The sequence below is a fragment of the Pseudophaeobacter arcticus DSM 23566 genome (genome assembly GCF_000473205.1).
In the GTDB taxonomy this organism is placed as follows: Bacteria; Pseudomonadota; Alphaproteobacteria; order Rhodobacterales; family Rhodobacteraceae; genus Pseudophaeobacter; species Pseudophaeobacter arcticus.
The window spans coordinates 3,156,325-3,174,776 of the sequence record NZ_KI421507.1 but is presented as its reverse complement, the minus strand read 5'-3'; the positions used below and the strand labels follow the sequence as shown (position 1 = coordinate 3,174,776).

Genomic DNA, 18,452 nt, shown 5'->3' with positions numbered 1-18,452 from the left:
CCATGTCCCTGCGCCTATCCCTGGCCTTAGAACCGGGTGGCTGTGTCATGCCCCCAGAGGGGCGCATCGCCGTCTTTGCGCCGCGCGCTGGTGTGGATCTGTCTGCCCTGCCAAAAGAACGGCTGCTGATCCTGCAGCGCGTGCGCCCAGACTTTGAAGCCTTTGAGGCAGCCGGCTTTGCCTGCCTGCCCGAGGTGGCGGATCTGCCCGCGCAAGAGCGCTTTGCCGCGGCCGTGGTCTTTTTGCCGCGCGCCAAGGCCGAGGCCCGTCAGCTACTCGCCCAGGCGGAGGCGGTGACCACCGGCCCGGTGCTGGTGGATGGCGCCAAGACCGACGGGATTGATTCGGTCCTCAAGGCCCTGCGTAAACTCACCGAAACATCGGCGCCGGTGTCAAAGGCACACGGTAAGATTTTCTGGTTCCAGGGCGGAAACAATGTACTCAATGACTGGCTCCCGGCAGAGGGCAGCAAGGTCGAGGGCTTTGTCACCGCGCCGGGGGTGTTTTCTGCCGATGGCATCGACCCGGCCTCCAGGCTCCTGGCGGAGTGCCTGCCAGAGAAACTGGGCCGCAGGGTGGCTGACCTTGGCGCCGGCTGGGGTTATCTGGCAGCGCAGATCCTGACCCGCGCAGGTGTCGAACATCTGCATCTGGTTGAGGCCGACCATGTGGCGCTGGGCTGTGCGCGGCAGAATGTTGTGGATGCGCGGGCACAGTTCCACTGGGCCGATGCACGCAAGTGGCAGGCCCCAGAGCAGGTCAACACGGTGGTGATGAACCCGCCCTTTCACGCGGGGCGCAGTGCCGAACCAGAGCTGGGGCAGGCCTTTATTTCGGCGGCGGCCTCTATGCTGGTGGCCTCGGGGCATCTGTGGATGGTGGCCAACCGGCACCTGCCCTACGAGACCCTGCTGGGAGAGCGTTTTGCCGCTGTAAACGAAGTTGCGGGCGATAACCGGTTCAAGGTCCTGCATGCCCAACGCCCGCGGCGCGCCAAAGGCTGATATCTTCCCGCGCGCGGCGCCTACATTCATCGTTTCCAAAAGTAGAAGCGGGGGGTAGGCTCGCAGCCAAAATCAAACCTCAGGAGTATGCCTCGCATGTCCTTTTCCATCGCTGGCAAGACAGCCATCGTCACCGGTTCCTCGACGGGTATTGGTCTGGCCATTGGCCGTCAGTTTGTGGCCGCCGGAGCCAATGTCATGTTTGCAGATACCAATGAGGCCGCGCTGGTGCGCGAGCTGGGAGAACAGGCGGATGAGAGCAATATCCGCTATTTTGCCGGCGATCTGCGCGAACGCCTGACCATTGCCAATCTGCTGTCGGCGACCATCGACGCCTTTGAGGACATCGATATTCTGGTGAACGGGGCGCGTCAGGTGGTGCAAAGCGATCCCTTGGATCCCAACGACGAATCGCTGGAGATGTTGTTGACGGAGAACCTGCTGCCAACGCTGCGCCTGTCGCAACAGGTGGCGCGCCGGATGATCAAACAGGGCGAGGGCGGTGAGCCGGATACACCACTGGGGGCCATCGTCAATCTCTCCTCCATTGCGGCCCGACGCACCCACCCCGAGCTGATGGCCTATTCCGTTGCCTCTGCGGCGCTGGACCAGCTGACGCGGTCGCTGTCGGTCTCCCTGTCGCCCCATCGTATCCGGGTGAACTCCATTGCCTTTGGATCGGTGATGAGCGCCTCGATGCAATCAACACTCAAGGATAACCGCAGCTATCGTCTGGACATCGAACAGCACACGCCCCTGGGCCGGATTGCCTCGCCGACGGAGCTGACCGAAACGGCGCAGTTTCTGGCCTCGGATGCCGCTGGGTTTATGACAGGCCAGATCTTGACCCTTGATGGCGGCCGCACCCTGCTGGATCCCGTTGCCGCGCCGGTTCACTAAAACACCTGTTCCTGCCCGGTCCCCAAGATCTCAGCCCCGCCAAATCTCAGGTCCCCCACGACCCAGGCCCCCCAAGATACCAAGCAGAAAGCCCCCTTGATGACCGCTGACTTGCCTCGCGAAATGACTGATGAAAAAGCCCAGGCCGCCGCTTGGTTCCGCCAGCTGCGGGATGAAATTGTCGCCGCCTTTGAAGCGCTGGAAGACCGCCATGACGATGGGCCCTTTGCGGATCTGGAGCCGGGACGGTTTGAGGTTTCTGAAACCACGCGAGCCTCGGCGGATGGCTCTGACGCCGGCGGCGGCTTGATGAGCGTGATGCGCGGCGGGCGGGTGTTTGAAAAAGTCGGCGTCAATATTTCCGAGGTCTACGGCACCCTGGGCGAACGGGCGCAGAACGCCATGGCAGCGCGCAAGGGCCTGCCGGGGATGAGCGAAGACCCGCGATTCTGGGCTTCGGGGATTTCCCTGGTGGCGCATATGCGCAACCCTCATGCACCCGCAGTGCATATGAATACCCGGATGTTCTGGACGCCGCATGCCTGGTGGTTTGGCGGCGGTTCGGATCTGAACCCCTGCATCGAATATGAGGATGACACCGCGCATTTTCACGCCACCCAGAAGGCCCATCTCGACCCGCATGGTGCCGATTTGTATCCGCGTCTCAAGGAATGGGCGGATGAGTATTTCTATATCCCCCACCGCAACCGGGCGCGCGGTGTTGGCGGCATCTTCATGGATGATCACAACAGCGGCGACTGGGCTGCGGATTTTGCCCTGACGCAGGATATTGGCCGCGCCTTTCTGCCCGCCTATCTGCCGCTGGTGGACAAACGCCGGGGCCAAGGTTTCTCGGAGGCCGATAAGGACGCGCAGCTGGTGCATCGCGGGCTCTATGCGGAGTATAATCTGGTCTATGATCGCGGCACCAAATTTGGCCTGGAGACCGGCCATGATGCCAATGCGGTACTGATGAGCCTGCCCCCCCTGGCAAAATGGGTCTAAGGCCGCTGTCTGGCCGCCCGCGAAATCACGCCCATTTCCTGTAACCTGTGGCTTTGCCCTAGGAAAACGGGCTTCTTCGATACAGATTAAAGGAACCGGCTGCATTGCGCCGGTTCTTTTTCATTTGGTTTAGGGTTTGAGATGCGCAGTAGGTTTCTAAGTCTTCTGGTGATGGTGGCCCTTGCAAGTTGCGGTGCCAAATCACCGCCGCCACCTGAGGCAAGCGCAACACCCACACAACCTCCCTCCGAGGCGCAGTTGGCGCAGCTCAAAACCTATCCGCGTTTTGGCGACAGCGACCCGCATGAATGGACCGGACGTGGCCCCAACAGCTATGCGATCCATGGGATTGATGTGTCGCGCTACCAGGGAGAGATCGACTGGCCGCAGGTCCGGCGGGCCGGGGTCTCCTTTGCCTATCTCAAGGCCACCGAGGGCGGCGATGTCGCAGATCCTGCCTTCAGCGACAACTGGCGCGGTGCGGCGCGGGCCGGGATGCCGCGTGGCGCCTATCACTACTATTATTTCTGTCGCCCCGCAGAACAGCAGGCGCGCTGGTTCATCAAACATGTGCCGCGCGATGCCAATGCGCTGCCGCCGGTGCTCGACATGGAATGGAATCCGCGCTCGCGCACCTGCACCAAACGTCCCGATGGCCGGGTGGTGCGGGCCGAAGCGCGCAAATTCCTGGCCCTGCTCGAGGCGCATTATGGGCAGCGCCCTGTGGTCTATACCACGGTGGATTTTTATCGCGAGACCGGCATTGGCCGTTTGCACGGCACCGAATTCTGGCTGCGCTCGGTCGCGGGGCATCCGCGTCAGGTCTACCCCGGCGCCTTTTGGCGGCTGTGGCAATATACCGGCACTGGCCTGGTTCCGGGCATCCAGGGGGAGGTGGATCTGAACGTCTTCCACGACAGTCCCGAATCCTGGCTGCGCTGGTCGGGGCAGCTCTAGGCGCGTTTCCAACCGGCCTCGGCCAGCGCCTGACCATAGCCGGAGGCGATGCGCATATCCGGGCCGATACCCTTGTCCAGCAGCGCCTTGTGCATGTTTTTCAGCTGCCAGCAGGGCACATGCATCACCATGTGATGCTCCAGATGATAGTTGACCCAATAGGGCGCCACAAACAGCCGGGCGATGGGGCCTGCCTTGGTGGTGCGCACGTTTTGCAGCGGGTTTTGCGATTGCTCCACCGCGCCATGTTCGGCGATGTTGCGCACCCGCAGCACAAACTGGAACCAGGTGAGATAGGGCAGCAGCCAGAAGGCCAGGCCCCACCACCAGCTGCCAATCAGGCTCATCGCCACCGCGACGCCAATAAACACCGGCAGAGATTTCCATAGATGTGGCGCCTTGAAGCTCTGGGCAAAATCCGAGGCGGCGGCCGCGATGGCGTCATCGTCGCCAGCCAGGCGAAAGCTCATCAGGATTTGGCCCAGCAGCTGTTTGGTGCCGGTCTGGCCGGTCAGGTCGCGGGTGAATTTGCGCTTGAGCGAAGCCTTGGAGGTGGGGAATTTGGCGCTGAGCTTCAGATCCGGGTCTTTGTCCGTCTGGGTAAAGCGATGATGCGTCAGGTGGTAATGGCGATAGGCGGCAAGTTCGGCCAGAATGGGCCGCCCGCACAGCCACTCGCCAATGATGTCATTCCATTTGCGGCTCTTGAACAGGGCGTTATGCGCCGCCTCATGCATCAGGATCGCCAGCCCCAACTGGCGCGAGCCGATCACCATGACCGCAATGACAAAGGTGAAGGGATTGGGCCAGAGGGCAAACAGCGCCAGCGCACAGGCGATCACCCCCCAGCAATGCAGAACCAGCCACAGCCCCATGGCATCGGACCTTTCGGCCAGGGGGCGGATCTCTTCGCTGCTGAGATAAGATTTTCCGGGTGTCATGATGGGCTCCTCCTGGCCACAGGATCGCCTGCATCAGGGGACGCGGTCAAATAGGGCGCCACGTCATACTTTTGCGTATGTCGTGGCGGCACTTTTTTAGGAGCTGCGGCTGAGGAACTGCGGCCCTACTGGCGCCAGTCGAAAAAGCCGGGACCGGCTGTGGCCAGCAGTTTTGCAGCCATGTCCCGCCCCAGGTCTGCCCCGTCTTCGATGGCGCAGGTCTGATCTTCGGCAATGGCTTGCGACCCATCGGGGCGCAGCACTTCGCCGCGCAGCCGCAGGGTGCCGCCATTCAGCTCAGCCAGACCGGCAATTGGTGTTTCGCAGGACCCATCCAGCGCCGCCAGAAAGGCGCGCTCCGCCGCCAGCCGCTGACCAGTGGTGATATCATGGATCGCCTCAAGCATCGCAGCGGTGCGGCTGTCATCGCTGCGCCGCTCGATGCCAATTGCGCCCTGCGCCACAGCAGGCAGCATGTCAGTGGTCTCGATCGCGGTGGCAGGCACATCCGCCATTGCCAGCCGGTTCAGACCGGCCATCGCCAGAAAGGTGCATTCGGCAACGCCCTCGTTCAGCTTTTTCAGCCGGGTCTGCACATTGCCACGGAACTCCACCACCTGCAGGTCGGGGCGGCGGTTCATCAACTGGGCGCGGCGGCGCAGCGACGAGGTGCCAACCACAGCGCCGGGCGCCAGATCCTGGAGCCGGGAAAACTTTGGCGACACAAAGGCATCACGCACGTCCTCGCGGGGCAGATAGCAGTCCAGCAGCAGCCCCGCAGGCTGGGCCACCGGCATATCCTTCATCGAATGCACCGCAATATCGATGGCCCCCGACAACAGGTCCTCTTCGATCTCCTTGGTGAACAGCCCCTTGCCGCCCAGCTCCTTGAGCGGCTTGTCTGCTGCAATCAAAGCCTGGTTGTCGCCACTGGTCTTGATCACCACAATTTCAAAGGCTTCGGGCGCCAGATCAAAGGCCGCAGCCAAACGGCGGCGGGTCTCATAGGCCTGGGCCAGCGCCAGCGGCGATCCACGGGTGCCAATTTTCAGCGGAGAAGCGGGGGAGGGCAGGTTCTGTGTCATGTAATGACCTTTAGTAGCGGCGATTTGCCGTTGCAAGCATTGGTCAGGCTACCCTTGACAATTTGCCGCTTTGGGTCGACCTCATGGGCGACACAACGAGCAGGCACAATCGAGGGTGACATGGCTGAACAAAAGAAAATTCTGCGCGCATTGGCAGGGGAAACACAGGATGTGCCGCCAATCTGGATGATGCGACAGGCTGGCCGCTACCTGCCGGAATACCGCGCCACCCGGGCTCAGGCCGGGGATTTTCTGTCACTTTGCTACAATTCGGAACTGGCCGCCGAGGTCACCCTGCAGCCTATCCGCCGCTTTGGCTTTGATGCGGCGATCCTGTTTGCCGATATCCTGCTGATCCCCCAGGCGCTGGGCGCGGATCTGTGGTTTGTCACCGGCGAAGGCCCGCGCCTGTCGACCATTACAACCGAGGCGGATTTTGCCAAGCTCGGCCCGGCATCGGACATCCACGAGACCCTGAACCCGATCTACGAGACGGTGAAAATCCTGTCGGGTGAATTGCCCAGCGAGACAACTCTGATTGGCTTTGCCGGCGCGCCCTGGACTGTTGCGACCTATATGATCGCCGGACGCGGTACCCCGGATCAGGGACCGGCCCATGCTTTGAAACAGGCGAACAAGCCCCTCTTTGAGGCGCTGCTGGCGCGCATCACCGAGGCCACCATTGACTACCTGTCCAAACAGATCGAGGCCGGCGCCGAGGTGGTCAAGATCTTTGACAGCTGGGCGGGCTCGCTGAAAGGCGAAGACTTCCGCAACTACGCGCTGGAGCCCTGCCGCGAGATCACCGCTGCGCTGAAACAGCGCCACCCTGGTATCCCTGTCATCGGCTTTCCACGGGAAGCGGGGGAAAAATACCTGGGCTTTGCCAGGGAAACCGGCATTGATTGTCTGGCGCTGGACAACTCGGTTGATCCCCTTTGGGCAGCGCAGAGCCTGCAGGTCGATGGCTGTGTGCAGGGCAACCTCGCTTCGCGCCATATGGTGACCGGTGGCCAGGATCTGGTGGATGAAACCCGCGCCATCGTGCAGGCCTTCAAAAACGGCCCCCATATCTTCAACCTCGGCCATGGCATCACCCCGGATGGGGACCCGGACAATGTGCAGCTGATGATCGATACGATCCGTGGCGGCTGATCCCAACCGGACTGGCATCAGCCTGCGCCCGGCGCGTCTGGATGACGCGTCGAGCCTGGCAGCCCTGGCAATTGAGGTCTGGGTCGGCACCTATCTGCGCCAGGGGGTGAACAGCCTGTTTGCCAACTACGTCTTTGCCGAGCTGACGCCAGCCCGGTTTTATTCGCTGCTGCAACAGAATTGCGAGACATTTATCGTTTCGCAGAATCTCGAGGGGATCGACGGCTTTATCCGCATCACCGAAGGGGTAAAGCCACCTGCGGGCCCCGGTTCGGCAGCCGAGATTGCAACACTCTATGTTCAGCCGCGTCATCAGGGGCGGCGGCTGGGGCGGGCGCTGTTGCAGGCAGGTTTGCAGCGCTGCGCCGATCTGGAAGCGCCGGCGCCCTGGCTCACCACCAATTCAGAAAATACCGCTGCGATCGGCTTTTACCAGCGCATGGGATTTGAAATCACCGGCGAGACCGCCTTTTGCCTCGGCACCCAGAGCTACCCCAACACCTTGCTGACCTATTGCCCGGAGCTCCGGTAGCCACCGGCCTTCACCCTTCATCTTACTTGAAATACCGCGGGGTGAATTGGCCTTTAGGCCAAGAGGGGCAGAGCCCCCACCCGCCAGCCTGCCTTGCAAACACCCGGGGTTTGGTGCATCAGCGCCACAACTGGTATCACAGCCACCACCGCAGCAATCCTAACTCAAAGGGCAGACCCATGGACTATGGAAAGACCGGAGCCGCCCGCAAGGGAACCAATGCGCCACGCCACGCCGAACACAATGCCAAGGGCAGTCGCAAAAACCCCTATGACAAGTCGCAGGACAAATCCGCGCTTCTGGCCCGTATGAAGGCCGCCGCCGCCGAGGCCAAAGCCAAGGAATGATCGGCCTTTGCCCGGCAGGAAACGCCGCGCGCCAGAGGGTTGGCGCGCGATTTTTGTCTGGTAAAGCCGCATAGGGCAGACCTCCTGCGGGCGACTGGTACGGGCGACTGGGGCTCAGGTGGTCAGGCTGCGGGCGATCAGCTCTTTCATGATCTCGTTTGAGCCACCGTAGATTTTCTGCACCCGCGCATCGGCATACATGGTCGAGATCGGATAGTCCGACATATAGCCATAGCCGCCAAACAGTTGCAGGCATTCGTCCATACAGTCGCATTGCATCTGGGTCACCCACCATTTTGCCATCGAGGCGGTGGTGGCATCCAGCTCCCCGCGCAGATGTTTGGCAACGCAGTCATCCAGAAACACCCGGGCAATATGGGCCACGGTCTTGACCTCGGCCAGTTTGAAGCGGGTGTTTTGCATCTCCAGCAGCGGCTTGCCAAAGGCGCGGCGCTCTGCCGTGTAGGCGACGGTTTCCTCCAGCGCCTTGTCCATTGCGGCAGCGCCGCCCAGGGCCACCACCAGGCGTTCCTGTGGCAGCGATTTCATCAGCTGATAAAACCCCTGGCCCTCAGTTCCGCCCAGCAGGTTTTCCGGTGGCACCCGCACAGTGTCAAAGAACAGCTCAGAGGTGTCCTGACTTTTGAGGCCAAGCTTTTCCAGATTGCGCCCGCGGGCAAATCCGGGAGCCTCGGCGGTCTCCACCACAATCAGTGAAATCCCTTTGGATCCCAGGCTCGGGTCGGTCTTGGCAACAACAATGACCAGATCGGCCTGCTGCCCATTGGTGATAAAGGTCTTGGAGCCGTTCACCACATATTCGTTGCCCTCCAGTCTGGCGGTGGTCTTGATGTTTTGCAGGTCCGAGCCGGTGCCAGGCTCGGTCATGGCAATGGCGCAGACCATCTCGCCGCTGGCCATCTTGGGCAGCCAGCGCTTTTTCTGCTCTTCAGAGCCATAATCGAGGATATAGCCCGCACAGATCTGGCTATGGACCGAATTGCCAAAACCGGAAAAGCCGGCAGCGCGGAATTGTTCGGTGGTAATCACCGCCTCGTGGCGAAAATCGCCCCCCATGCCGCCGTATTCTTCCGGCACCGAGGCGCAGAGCAGGCCAAATTCCCCGGCCTTGTTCCAGAAGTCCCGGTCGATATGGCCCTGCTTTTGCCAGCGCTCCTCATGGGGGACCATTTCCTTGGCATAAAAATCGCGCAAGGACTCCTGCAGCATGGTCAGTTCGTCATCCATCCAGGGCGAAATATGAGAGGTCATCGTGGGTCTTCCTTGATAAGGCCGAGTTCGGCCAGGATGTTGCTGCTGTCTTGGCCGCGCTCGGGAGGGGCAGTGGGCTGCCACGCCGGGCTGTGATCAAAACGCGGGGCGGGGGCCGCCTGCAACACGCCGTCCTGTTCAACCCAGGTGCCACGGGCATTCATCGGATGTTTCAGGGCCTCATCGGGGCTCAGTACCGGGGCAACGCAGGCATCGGTGCCGTCAAACAGCGCCGCCCAATGGGCGCGGGGCTGCGCGGCAAAGATCCCGGCCAGCCGCGCGGTCAGCACGGGCCATGTGCTGGTGTCGAACTGATGTTTGAACTCCGCATCCTCCGCCAGCCCCATCAGCGACAAAAACTGCGTGTAGAATTTGGGCTCCAGACATTGCACCGTCATGTAGCCGCCATCGGCGCAGGCGTAGGAGCGGCTCCAATGTGGCCCGTCCAGCAGGTTTTGCCCGCGTGTCTCGCCAAAGCCCCCGGCCTGGCGGATGCTCATCAGCAGGTTCATCATATGGGCCGAGCCATCATAGATCGCGGCGTCGACCACAGTGCCGAGACCGCTGGTTTTTGCCCGCAGCAGCCCGGCCAGCATACCCACCACCAGATACATCGCACCACCGCCGATATCACCCACCAGCGTGGCGGGTGTCAGGGGCGCGTCGCCCGGATTGGACGCATACCAAAGCGCGCCGGAGAGCGAGATATAATTCAGATCATGGCCGGCAGTCTGCGCCAGCGCACTGTCCTGACCCCAGCCGGTCATCCGGCCAAAGACCAGGCCTGGGTTTACCGCCTGGCAGGCCTCGGGTCCGATGCCCAACCGCTCCATCACGCCGGGGCGAAAGCCTTCGATCAGCCCATCCGCCGTGGCGACCAGCGCCAGGAAGGTTTTGATGTCATTGGGGTCTTTCAGATCCAACTCGATCGAGCGTTTGCCGCGATCCAGTATCGAGCGTTCCGGCATTCCGGGGGTGACGCCACCGCCCTTGCGATGGACGCAGATCACATCGGCGCCCATATCCGCCAGTGTCATGGCGGCAAAGGGGCCGGGGCCGAGGCCTTCGACTTCGATAATGCGTGTCCCTTGGAGCATCCTGCCCTCCCTGTTGTGCCCGTCTTGCGGGGTGGGGACCGCTGTCGGCCCCGCCCCGGTTGCCTCAGGAGCCGCCGAAACCACCGCCGACGATCAGCGTCTGCCCCGAGACATAGTTGCTTTCGGGAATGCAGAAGAGATAGACGCCACCGGCGGCTTCTTCGGCAGTGCCTGCACGGCCCAGCGGGATCATCATCTCCATGCCCTGCACCAGTTTCTTGGGGATGCCAATCGCGACCTTGTTGCCTTCCACCTCGATGGATTTCTTTTCATCCGTCGCTTCGGTCAGGCGGGTGGAGATCATGCCAAAGGCCACCGCGTTGACGTTGACCTTAAAGCGTCCCCATTCTTTGGCCATGGTTTTGGTCAATCCGATGACACCGGATTTGGCGGCAGAGTAATTGGCCTGGCCTGCATTGCCGCCGGTGCCCGAGATAGAGGAGATATTCACCACCTTGCGAAACACCTCGCGCCCCTCGGCGGTCTCGATGGCCACCTGTTCGGCAATAAAGGGCGCAGCAGCACGCATGATCTGAAACGGCGCTTTCAGGTGCACGTCGATCATGGCGTCAAACTGTTCGTCGCTCATCTTGCCAATGAAGCCATCCCAGGTGTAGCCGGCATTGTTGACGATAATGTCGAGGCCACCAAACCTGTCGATGCCCGCCTGGATGAAATCATTGGCAAAGCCGGGGGCGGTGACCGAACCGGCAACGGCCAGGGCCTTGCCGCCCATGGCTTCGATCTCTGCCACCACCTGCTGCGCGGGGTCTGCGTCCAGATCGTTCAGCACCACATTGGCGCCATCCCCGGCCAGTTTCAGCGCAATTGAGCGGCCAATGCCGCGCCCGGCGCCGGTGACATAGGCGGTTTTGCCTGCAAGTTTTGTCATGATTCAAGATCCGTTTCATTCTCAGTTGAGGGCCCACCCGGCCTTTGGCCGGGTCGCGCCCGTCCGCCCCCATGGGCGGGCTACTGTTATCGCTAGGGCAGTTCCACCAGTGCCTGGCCTGCCAGTTTTACGTCACCATTCTGATCTGCGGCCTCGATCTCCAGCGCCACCAGATTGCCCTCGCGTTTCTCCACCACGCGGCCGGTGCAGGTCACCACCGCATGCACCTGAGTGATGGCGACAAACCGGGTAGAGAATTCCCGTACCGCGCGCTGTGGCACCCAGGCCGTCAGCAGGTGGCCCAGATAGGCCATGCCCAGCATGCCATGGGCAAAGACATCCGGCATGCCGGCGGCCTTGGCAAAATCAATGTCGATATGGATCGGATTGTGATCGCCAGAGGCGCCGGCAAACAGCGCCAGCGTGGTGCGGCTGATGGGTTTTGAGGTCACGGCAGGCAGGCTGTCGCCCACGTTCACCCCGGCAAAGGTCACGTCCTGTGCAAAGATGCTCATTTTGGATTCCTCACGACGATGGTGCCGGTCATGCCGCCCAGATCTTCGCCCAGTTGGTTTGTGGCTTGGGTTTTCAGGATAACAAACTCCATGGCGCCGCCCTTTTTGTCGTAGATGTCCATGCAGGTGCAGGTGAGGGTCACGCGGTCCCCGGCGCAGATCGGCGCACCATAGGTAAAGGCCTGTTCGCCATGCAGCACATGGCCCAGCTCGATGCCCATGGCGTTGATGAAATAGAACCGGTCGTCGCGCTCCTGATCCAGCGTGAACAGAAAGGTCAGCGGCGCGGGCAGGGCGCGATAGCCTGCGGCTTTTGCGGCCTCCTCGTCCCAGTAGATCGGGTCACGCTGGCCGGTGGCGCGGGCAAAGGCGCGCAGCTGGCCGGGTTCTACATCTACATGCAGCGGCGGAAAACTGCGGCCAATGAAAGCTCGGTCAATCATGTGGCGCTCCTCAGGCTGCCTGGTACAGGGTGATGACACAGGCACCGCCCAGACCAAGGTTATGCTGCAGTGCGGTGCGCGCACCCGCGACCTGGGTGGGGCCGGCAGTACCGCGCAATTGCCGCGTCAGCTCGTAGCATTGCGCCAGGCCGGTGGCCCCCAGCGGATGGCCCTTGGACAACAGCCCACCCGAGGGGTTGGTCACATATTTGCCGCCATAGGTGTTGTCGCCATCCGCGATGAACTTGCTGGCGCCGCCTTCGGGGCAAAGACCCAGGCCCTCGTAGGTGATCATTTCGTTATGGGCGAAACAGTCGTGCAGCTCGACCACATCCACGTCGTCGATACTGATGCCGGTCTGTTCCTGCACCTGTTTGGCGGCGGCTGCGGTCATGTCATAGCCGACCAGCTGCATCATGTCATGGGCCTCAAAGGTGGAGGCATAGTCGGTGGTCATCGCCTGGCCTTTGATGCGCACGGCCTGATTTAGCCCGTGTTTCCTGGCGTAGTCTTCGCTGACCACGATGGCGGCGGCGGCGCCACAGGTGGGGGGGCAGGCCATCAGCCGGGTCATCACGCCTTCCCAGATCATCGGGCTGTCCAGCACGTCCTGAGGTGACAATTCCTGCCGGAACAGGGCCAGCGGGTTGTTCACCGCATGGCGGCTGGCCTTGGCGCGGATGCGGGCCAGATCGGTGAGGGAGGAGCCGTGTTTCTCCATGTGGGATTTGCCCGCACCGCCAAAATAGCGCAGCGCCAGCGGAATCTCTGGGTGGCCGACCAGATCGTCGGTCTCGGCGTCAAAGGCATCAAAGGGGCTGGGGCGGTCGTCCCAATGCGAGGTCAGCGCGCCGGGTTGCATATGTTCAAACCCCAGTGCCAGCGCCACATCCACCGCGCCGGACTGCACCGCCTGGCGCGCCATGAACAGGGCAGTCGAGCCGGTGGAGCAGTTGTTGTTCACATTCATCACCGGAATGCCGGTCATGCCCACCTTATAGAGCACTGCCTGGCCGCAGGTACTGTCGCCATAGACATAGCCCGCATAGGCCTGCTCAACCGCGTCATAGGGCAGGCCCGCATCCGCCAGAGCATCGCGCAGCGCGGCGGCTCCCATTTCGGTATAGGGGGCGTTTTGACCGGGTTTGGCAAATTTGGTCATGCCGACTCCGGCAACCAGTACATCTGATGTCATTGGTGTTCTCCTTGGTGCAGCTCTGCGTCGGGATAAAATTACACTTGCGGGTTACTATTGTATCGGCTGGCAAAAAGGTCAATCTTGATGTAACTGGCAGGTGTAATTACTGCACGTCATAAACAAGGCGGGCCAAACGCCAGGGGCAAAGGGAGGCAGGGGTGCGCGACAGTAAGAAGAACGCAGAGCAATCCTGCTGGACCTCCCCCGATGCCCGCGCGGCACCTGACACGGGTGCCAGCCGCGACGCCAAGCGAGAGGCCAAGCGGCGTGCGGTCTTGCAGGCGGGGGCGCGGCTGTTCAATGATCACGGGTATGAGCAGACATCGCTTGAAGACATCGCAGCGGCCCTGAAAATCACCAAGCGAACAATCTATTACTATGTTGAAAGCAAAGAGGACATCCTGTTTGGCTGCCACCTGCTGGGGTTGGAATTCCTGGGCGAAACCATGCGGCAGAGCCAGAAGGACACCCTGCCGGTGGTGGACCGTATTGCATTGCTGATCCGGGGCTATTGCGCCTGGGTGTCCACCGATCTGGGGGCCACAATCGCCATGGTCCGTGAACACAGCCTGTCGCCAGCGCGCCGCCAGGCGTTGCGCGCCAGCAAGGCCGAAGTGGATTTTCACCTTCGCAGCCTGATCAAGCAGGGCGTCGCCGAGGGCAGTCTGCGGCCCTGCGATCCGCGTCTGGTGGCGGCGGCGGTCTTTGGGGCTTTGAATTGGATCCCCCATTGGAATCGGGTGGAAAACCCGGTGCCACAGGAAGAGATCGCAGAGCAGTATCTGCAGCTGGTCTTTGCCGGGGTGGTGGTGCCACCGGGCTAGCAGCAAGTGGTGGCCAGGGACAAAGGGTGGCTAGCTGCAAGTGGCTCAGGCCTCGCTGACCTTTTTGCGAAACAGTTTGGGCGGGGTGCCGGTGCCCTTGGCAAAGACGCGGCTGAAATGCGCCGGGTCGGAAAACCCCAGATCATAGGCGATCTGGGCGGCGGTCAGATTGGTATAGATCAGCATCCGGCGCGCCTCGCGCAGCATGCGTTCGTTGATCAGCTGCGAGGCCGACTGCCCGGCAGATTGATGGGTGATCCGGTTCAGATGCGTGGGTGAGATCGCCAGATCGCGGGCATAGTCGGCCAGGGGGCGGCGCTTGCGAAAATCCCGCTCGATCATCTCCTCGAACCGGGTGAACAGCGGGTTTCCTGCGCGATGCTGATTGGCGCTATCCGCTTCAAAAATGGCGCGGGCTGCCAAGGCGATCAGGGCGCCAGCCAGGGAGCGCAACACCTGGGCGCGGGCAAAATCCTGCCGGTGGTATTCATCATAGAGATGTTCGGCAAGGTCACCCAGCGCGGCGGGCAGCGGCAGGATTGCAGGCCGTTCCAGCGGCGCGCGTACCCCTTCGCTGGCCTGGATACAGTGATCCAGCAGGTCAGAGGTCAGCGTCACCACCCAGCCGCGGGTTTCCGGCGCAAAGTCATAGCCATGCACCACGCCGCGCGGAATATTGACAAAACTGGCGGCTGGAATTGTCTGCGTTTTGCCGTCGATCTCGGCTTCACCGCTGCCCTCGGTCAGGAACAAAAGCTGGTGCAATCGCGCGTGACGATGGGCCTTTAACTGCCAGTCATGCAGGGCCGAGCGCGAGCGAATGGTCTCGACGTGCAGCACATCGGCCAGTTCTCTGGTTTCGCCAAACAGGTTGTAGCTGCTGATATGGGAGGCAGGAGACATGTGTGAAATGTACAAGAGGTTGCGCAGTCAGTCCATTCGCAAAGTGATATTCGCGCTGCATATTAGGCATCAGAGTCAGGGCAAACTCCAGGCCCGCATGTTTAGGGAGACGTGTAGATGTCACAATCAACCACCCAAGTCGCCATCATTGGCGGTGGCCCCTCGGGGCTGCTTTTGTCACAGCTTTTGCACCGTCAGGGCATTGATAGCGTGGTGCTGGAACGGCAGACGCGGGACTATGTTCTGGGCCGTATTCGCGCCGGGGTGCTTGAGCGTGGGTTTGTCGAACTGATGCGCGAAGCCGGCTGTGCCGCGCGTATGGAGGCCGAGGGCGAAGAGCATCACGGCGTCTATCTGGCGCATCAGGGGCGGATGGATCGGATTGATCTGGCGGGCTCGGCTGATGGCGCCACGGTGATGGTCTACGGTCAAACCGAGGTGACACGCGATCTGTATGAGGCCCGCGACGCCATGGGCGGTATCGTTATTCATCAGGCTGACAAGGTGCAGCCCCATGATCTGAAATCGCAAACCCCCTATGTCACCTATGAAAAAGACGGTGCACAGCACCGCATTGATTGTGATTTCATCATTGGCGCCGATGGCTTTCACGGGGTCAGCCGCAAGTCGATCCCGGCGGATGTGCTGCGCGAATATGAAAAGGTCTATCCCTTTGGCTGGCTGGGTGTGTTGTCCGAAACCAAACCCGCCTCGCCCGAGCTGGTCTATGCCCGCCATGAACGTGGCTTTGCGCTGTGCTCCATGCGCAGCCAGGTGCTGAGCCGCTATTACATCCAGGTGCCGCTGACCGATAAGGTCGAAGACTGGTCGGATGAGGCCTTCTGGACAGAGCTGAAGGCGCGCCTGCCCAAAGAGGTTGCCGAGGGGCTGCAAACCGGAGCCTCAATTGAGAAATCCATCGCGCCGCTGCGCAGTTTTGTGGCAGAGCCGATGCGCTATGGTCAGCTGTTTCTGGCCGGGGATGCGGCACATATCGTGCCGCCAACCGGGGCCAAGGGGCTGAACTCAGCGGCGTCCGATATCTACTATCTTTATCACGGATTTCTGGACCACTACCAAAAGGGCGACAGCGCCGGTTTGGAGGGCTATTCGGAAAAAGCTCTGGCGCGGGTCTGGAAGGCAGAGCGGTTTAGCTGGTGGATGACCAACCTGCTGCATCGCTTCCCGGATATGAGCGCGGCAGATCTGCGGCTGCAATGTGCCGATCTGGACTATCTGTTCTCCTCCGAGGCGGCGCAGGCCTCGATGGCGGAAAACTACGTGGGCCTGCCTTACTGAGCCCTCCCCTGGTCAATCTGACTGTGTTCAATTTTTCTGACGCCACCTAGGCCGGGCAGCGCCCGGCCTAATCGTTCTGGCCTAATCGTTCTGGCCTGATGGCCAAGAGCACGTTCTCCTGAGTGCGAACAAGAGAGAGAGACATGTCGACAGTTGAGCGCGACGAGGGCACCTTTGATTGGACCACAAACAAAGAAAGTCCAAAGGAAACCGCTCTGCAGATCTTTCGCAAGAGGTCCCAGAAAAACACCTGCGAGCGCTTCGCCACTCTCTGCATCTCCTGGTATCCCTTGGACTGAAATGCCTAGGACCCGGCAGGCCCAGACACAGGCCCAGGCCCAGGCGCAGGCCGCTAAGCAGGCCCGGTGCCTGTATCTGGCAAGGGTGGATCAGGCGCCTCAGCTGTGTCGGCGGGCGCAGCCTGGGAGGGGACCATCAGAACCGTTCGGTGATTCAGCTCCTGGCCGGTGTTCTTATCGGTCAAGACCGGGTCCACCCGGGACCCCGTGTCGCGGGTGACAAAGGCAAAGGGCATTGGCTCTTGGCTGGGCAGGTTGTGCTGGCTCCAGTCCTGCATCGCCAGCAACACCGGCGCAAAGGCCTTGCCCGAGGCGGTCAGCCGATATTCATGCCGCAGCGGGCGTTGTTGGTAGGGGCGTCGCTCCAACACGCCCATGGTTTCCAGCCGCTTTAACCGGGCGGCCAGCAGGTGCCGGGTGATGCCCAGACGTTTTTGAAACCCATCAAACCGGCGCACCCCAAGGAAACATTCCCGCAGGATGAGCAAGGTCCAGCGATCCCCGATCACCCCCATAGCGCGGGCAAGCGGGCAGGTGTCACCATTGAGATCATGCCATTTCATAGGCCGATTCCTAGCATGGATTGACAGGGTTCTCAATTAGAACTGATAATGAGTTCCAAAATAGAACCTTTGTTTGATTCGTGTTCCGCGTTTGGCACATAGCGTCAGGCCAAAATAGAGCAGGCCAGAGCAGAGCAGGCCAAAACAGAACAGGCCGCAGCAGGCTGGAACAGAAAACTCAGGAGGCCGCCAGATGGTCACGACTTCAACTGCCCGCCCAAACCTCTGCGCGACAGCGCAGCCAACAGTCAGTTGCAAACCAGTGGCGCGGCGCCACCAGGCCCCCAAACGGACCCCTAAATGGGTTCACCTTACCACCGGTGCGCTGAGCAGGCTCAGCCCGGGTTTGGCCTCCCGGCTGTTTGCCTATCTCTTTACCCGGCCTCAGCGGCAGAAATTGCCGCGCCGTGAACGGGACTGGCTGCTCCAGTCGACCGCCACCCCGATGAAACTGGCCAGTGGCGTGCTGGTGCCGCTGTATGAATGGCGCGGGGGGCGACCCCTGTTGGGGGTGCGCGACGCGGCACCACTGCCAACGGTGCTGCTGGTTCACGGCTTTGGTGGCCGGGCCGGACAGATGGGCGGTTTTGCGGCGCCTCTTGTGGCGGCCGGATACCGGGTGGTTGCCTTTGACACCCCGGCGCACGGGGCGACGGCGGGCAGCCGCAGTTCGCTGCCGGAAATGCTGGAGGTGACGCAGCAGGTTGCCGCCCGGCTTGGCCCTCTGGCCGGGGTTGTGGCGCATTCCAACGGTGCGGCGGCGGTGATCGCGGCGCTGACCCGGGGGATGCAGGCCGACAGGGTGGCGCTATTGGCGCCGATGCCGGATCTGGAAAGCTTTATCCAGCGCCTTGCCAGCCAGCTTGGCTTTTCCACCAGCGTGGCGCGACGGGCGCAACAGCGGCTGGAAGCGCGCTATGGCCTGCCGTTTTTGGCGCTAAAGGCCGCAAATCTGGTCCGCCAGTTGCGGCTGCCGACATTGATCCTGCACGACAGTGCAGATCGCATTATTCCCCTGCACGAGGTCGAGGATCTGGCGCAGGACTGGGCGGCGGCGCGGCTGCAGGTGAGCGATGGGCTGGGCCATAATCGCCTGCTGCGGGACGCGGCGGTGATCGCCGCTGTGGTTGCCCATTTTGGCCCGCCAACGCCGCGTTAACAGCCCGGGGCGGCGGCTCCTGTCGGCTTGCATCTTGGCAGAAGCCCCGTGGGTCGGTTAGG

The 18,452-nt window shown here is 61.7% G+C and carries 20 protein-coding genes; 10 read left to right on the top strand and 10 right to left on the bottom strand.

Features of this window, described 5'->3' with window-relative positions:
• The first annotated feature begins 2 nt into the window (after positions 1–2).
• From ARCT_RS0119665 to ARCT_RS0119650, 4 genes are all read left to right on the top strand, one after another.
• Positions 3–1,004: a class I SAM-dependent methyltransferase gene (locus ARCT_RS0119665; RefSeq protein ID WP_027241614.1), complete on the top strand. Its 1,002-nt coding sequence runs from the start codon at positions 3–5 to the stop codon at positions 1,002–1,004.
• Between the two features lie 96 nt (positions 1,005–1,100).
• Positions 1,101–1,904 (top strand): SDR family NAD(P)-dependent oxidoreductase, encoded by an 804-nt coding sequence (locus ARCT_RS0119660; protein WP_027241613.1) that lies wholly within the window; start codon positions 1,101–1,103, stop codon positions 1,902–1,904.
• Positions 1,905–2,027: 123 nt separating this feature from the next.
• Positions 2,028–2,909 carry an oxygen-dependent coproporphyrinogen oxidase gene (gene hemF / locus ARCT_RS0119655; protein ID WP_379575339.1) on the top strand — a complete coding sequence of 294 codons (882 nt, stop codon included), beginning with the start codon at positions 2,028–2,030 and terminating at the stop codon, positions 2,907–2,909.
• A 141-nt stretch (positions 2,910–3,050) separates the two neighbouring features.
• Positions 3,051–3,866 carry a glycoside hydrolase family 25 protein gene (locus tag ARCT_RS0119650; RefSeq protein ID WP_027241611.1) on the top strand — a complete coding sequence of 272 codons (816 nt, stop codon included), beginning with the start codon at positions 3,051–3,053 and terminating at the stop codon, positions 3,864–3,866.
• On the opposite strand, the gene ARCT_RS0119645 is transcribed toward ARCT_RS0119650, so the two are convergent.
• Together ARCT_RS0119645 and hemC are read right to left on the bottom strand one after the other, a co-directional pair.
• The gene (locus tag ARCT_RS0119645; protein ID WP_027241610.1) at positions 3,863–4,807 is read right to left on the bottom strand and encodes a fatty acid desaturase family protein; all 945 of its coding nucleotides are present in this window, start codon (positions 4,805–4,807) and stop codon (positions 3,863–3,865) included. The two genes, ARCT_RS0119650 and ARCT_RS0119645, sit on opposite strands and share 4 nt — an antisense overlap.
• 125 nt (positions 4,808–4,932) lie before the next feature.
• On the bottom strand, positions 4,933–5,892 hold the full coding sequence (hemC, locus tag ARCT_RS0119640) for a hydroxymethylbilane synthase (protein WP_027241609.1): 960 nt from the start codon (positions 5,890–5,892) through the stop codon (positions 4,933–4,935).
• A gap of 120 nt (positions 5,893–6,012) precedes the next feature.
• On the opposite strand from hemC, the gene hemE reads away from it, so the two are divergent.
• From hemE to ARCT_RS28440, 3 genes are all read left to right on the top strand, one after another.
• Positions 6,013–7,047, top strand: coding sequence for a uroporphyrinogen decarboxylase (gene hemE, locus ARCT_RS0119635; RefSeq protein ID WP_027241608.1), 1,035 nt, complete (start codon positions 6,013–6,015; stop codon positions 7,045–7,047).
• Positions 7,037–7,579 (top strand): GNAT family N-acetyltransferase, encoded by a 543-nt coding sequence (locus ARCT_RS0119630; RefSeq protein ID WP_240476345.1) that lies wholly within the window; start codon positions 7,037–7,039, stop codon positions 7,577–7,579. Before hemE ends, ARCT_RS0119630 begins: the two co-directional genes overlap by 11 nt.
• Positions 7,580–7,758: 179 nt before the next feature.
• Positions 7,759–7,926: a hypothetical protein gene (locus ARCT_RS28440; RefSeq protein ID WP_027241606.1), complete on the top strand. Its 168-nt coding sequence runs from the start codon at positions 7,759–7,761 to the stop codon at positions 7,924–7,926.
• Positions 7,927–8,040: 114 nt separating this feature from the next.
• Here the strand turns inward: ARCT_RS28440 and ARCT_RS0119620 are convergent, their stop codons facing one another.
• The 6 genes from ARCT_RS0119620 to ARCT_RS0119595 all read right to left on the bottom strand — a co-directional run bounded on the left by ARCT_RS0119620 (position 8,041) and on the right by ARCT_RS0119595 (position 13,340).
• Complete coding sequence (locus ARCT_RS0119620; RefSeq protein ID WP_027241605.1) at positions 8,041–9,198, bottom strand: acyl-CoA dehydrogenase family protein; 1,158 nt, start codon at positions 9,196–9,198, stop codon at positions 8,041–8,043.
• A complete protein-coding gene (locus ARCT_RS0119615) occupies positions 9,195–10,295 on the bottom strand; it encodes a CaiB/BaiF CoA transferase family protein (RefSeq protein WP_027241604.1) in 1,101 nt (366 codons plus the stop codon). Before ARCT_RS0119615 ends, ARCT_RS0119620 begins: the two co-directional genes overlap by 4 nt.
• 64 nt (positions 10,296–10,359) lie before the next feature.
• Positions 10,360–11,187 (bottom strand): SDR family NAD(P)-dependent oxidoreductase, encoded by an 828-nt coding sequence (locus tag ARCT_RS0119610; protein ID WP_027241603.1) that lies wholly within the window; start codon positions 11,185–11,187, stop codon positions 10,360–10,362.
• A gap of 92 nt (positions 11,188–11,279) precedes the next feature.
• Complete coding sequence (locus ARCT_RS0119605) at positions 11,280–11,702, bottom strand: MaoC family dehydratase (RefSeq protein WP_051360897.1); 423 nt, start codon at positions 11,700–11,702, stop codon at positions 11,280–11,282.
• The gene (locus ARCT_RS0119600; protein ID WP_027241601.1) at positions 11,699–12,145 is read right to left on the bottom strand and encodes a MaoC family dehydratase N-terminal domain-containing protein; all 447 of its coding nucleotides are present in this window, start codon (positions 12,143–12,145) and stop codon (positions 11,699–11,701) included. The genes ARCT_RS0119605 and ARCT_RS0119600 overlap by 4 nt, the downstream gene beginning before the upstream one ends.
• 10 nt (positions 12,146–12,155) lie before the next feature.
• Positions 12,156–13,340, bottom strand: a complete 1,185-nt coding sequence (locus ARCT_RS0119595) for a lipid-transfer protein (RefSeq protein ID WP_027241600.1) — start codon at positions 13,338–13,340, stop codon at positions 12,156–12,158.
• Between the two features lie 161 nt (positions 13,341–13,501).
• Here ARCT_RS0119595 and ARCT_RS26560 point away from each other — a divergent pair, with 161 nt between their 5' ends.
• Positions 13,502–14,167 (top strand): TetR/AcrR family transcriptional regulator, encoded by a 666-nt coding sequence (locus tag ARCT_RS26560; protein ID WP_084300907.1) that lies wholly within the window; start codon positions 13,502–13,504, stop codon positions 14,165–14,167.
• 45 nt (positions 14,168–14,212) lie between these two features.
• Here ARCT_RS26560 and ARCT_RS0119585 read toward each other — a convergent pair whose 3' ends face one another.
• Entirely contained in the window at positions 14,213–15,070 is an 858-nt protein-coding gene (locus ARCT_RS0119585) for a helix-turn-helix domain-containing protein (RefSeq protein WP_027241599.1), read from the bottom strand.
• Positions 15,071–15,187: 117 nt separating this feature from the next.
• Between ARCT_RS0119585 and pobA the strand changes: the two genes are divergently transcribed.
• A complete protein-coding gene (gene pobA, locus ARCT_RS0119580) occupies positions 15,188–16,369 on the top strand; it encodes a 4-hydroxybenzoate 3-monooxygenase (RefSeq protein ID WP_027241598.1) in 1,182 nt (393 codons plus the stop codon).
• Positions 16,370–16,721: 352 nt separating this feature from the next.
• Here pobA and ARCT_RS26555 read toward each other — a convergent pair whose 3' ends face one another.
• Positions 16,722–17,231: a winged helix-turn-helix transcriptional regulator gene (locus ARCT_RS26555; protein ID WP_051360895.1), complete on the bottom strand. Its 510-nt coding sequence runs from the start codon at positions 17,229–17,231 to the stop codon at positions 16,722–16,724.
• Between the two features lie 193 nt (positions 17,232–17,424).
• Here ARCT_RS26555 and ARCT_RS26550 point away from each other — a divergent pair, with 193 nt between their 5' ends.
• Complete coding sequence (locus ARCT_RS26550; protein WP_084300906.1) at positions 17,425–18,390, top strand: alpha/beta hydrolase; 966 nt, start codon at positions 17,425–17,427, stop codon at positions 18,388–18,390.
• The last annotated feature ends 62 nt before the right edge of the window (positions 18,391–18,452 follow it).

What these genes read in the sequence shown, in the direction of transcription:
- ARCT_RS0119660 (WP_027241613.1), top strand. Translation starts at nt 1,101, where the DNA reads ATGTCCTTTTCCATCGCTGGCAAGACAGCCATCGTCACCGGTTCCTCG.
- ARCT_RS28440 (WP_027241606.1), top strand. Translation starts at nt 7,759, where the DNA reads ATGGACTATGGAAAGACCGGAGCCGCCCGCAAGGGAACCAATGCGCCA.
- ARCT_RS26555 (WP_051360895.1), bottom strand. Translation starts at nt 17,231, where the DNA reads ATGAAATGGCATGATCTCAATGGTGACACCTGCCCGCTTGCCCGCGCT.
- ARCT_RS0119650 (WP_027241611.1), top strand. Translation starts at nt 3,051, where the DNA reads ATGCGCAGTAGGTTTCTAAGTCTTCTGGTGATGGTGGCCCTTGCAAGT.
- ARCT_RS0119605 (WP_051360897.1), bottom strand. Translation starts at nt 11,702, where the DNA reads ATGAGCATCTTTGCACAGGACGTGACCTTTGCCGGGGTGAACGTGGGC.
- ARCT_RS0119645 (WP_027241610.1), bottom strand. Translation starts at nt 4,807, where the DNA reads ATGACACCCGGAAAATCTTATCTCAGCAGCGAAGAGATCCGCCCCCTG.
- ARCT_RS0119585 (WP_027241599.1), bottom strand. Translation starts at nt 15,070, where the DNA reads ATGTCTCCTGCCTCCCATATCAGCAGCTACAACCTGTTTGGCGAAACC.
- ARCT_RS0119595 (WP_027241600.1), bottom strand. Translation starts at nt 13,340, where the DNA reads ATGACATCAGATGTACTGGTTGCCGGAGTCGGCATGACCAAATTTGCC.
- ARCT_RS0119620 (WP_027241605.1), bottom strand. Translation starts at nt 9,198, where the DNA reads ATGACCTCTCATATTTCGCCCTGGATGGATGACGAACTGACCATGCTG.
- hemC (WP_027241609.1), bottom strand. Translation starts at nt 5,892, where the DNA reads ATGACACAGAACCTGCCCTCCCCCGCTTCTCCGCTGAAAATTGGCACC.
- ARCT_RS0119615 (WP_027241604.1), bottom strand. Translation starts at nt 10,295, where the DNA reads ATGCTCCAAGGGACACGCATTATCGAAGTCGAAGGCCTCGGCCCCGGC.
- hemF (WP_379575339.1), top strand. Translation starts at nt 2,028, where the DNA reads ATGACTGATGAAAAAGCCCAGGCCGCCGCTTGGTTCCGCCAGCTGCGG.
- ARCT_RS0119665 (WP_027241614.1), top strand. Translation starts at nt 3, where the DNA reads ATGTCCCTGCGCCTATCCCTGGCCTTAGAACCGGGTGGCTGTGTCATG.
- ARCT_RS26550 (WP_084300906.1), top strand. Translation starts at nt 17,425, where the DNA reads ATGGTCACGACTTCAACTGCCCGCCCAAACCTCTGCGCGACAGCGCAG.
- ARCT_RS0119610 (WP_027241603.1), bottom strand. Translation starts at nt 11,187, where the DNA reads ATGACAAAACTTGCAGGCAAAACCGCCTATGTCACCGGCGCCGGGCGC.
- ARCT_RS0119600 (WP_027241601.1), bottom strand. Translation starts at nt 12,145, where the DNA reads ATGATTGACCGAGCTTTCATTGGCCGCAGTTTTCCGCCGCTGCATGTA.
- hemE (WP_027241608.1), top strand. Translation starts at nt 6,013, where the DNA reads ATGGCTGAACAAAAGAAAATTCTGCGCGCATTGGCAGGGGAAACACAG.
- pobA (WP_027241598.1), top strand. Translation starts at nt 15,188, where the DNA reads ATGTCACAATCAACCACCCAAGTCGCCATCATTGGCGGTGGCCCCTCG.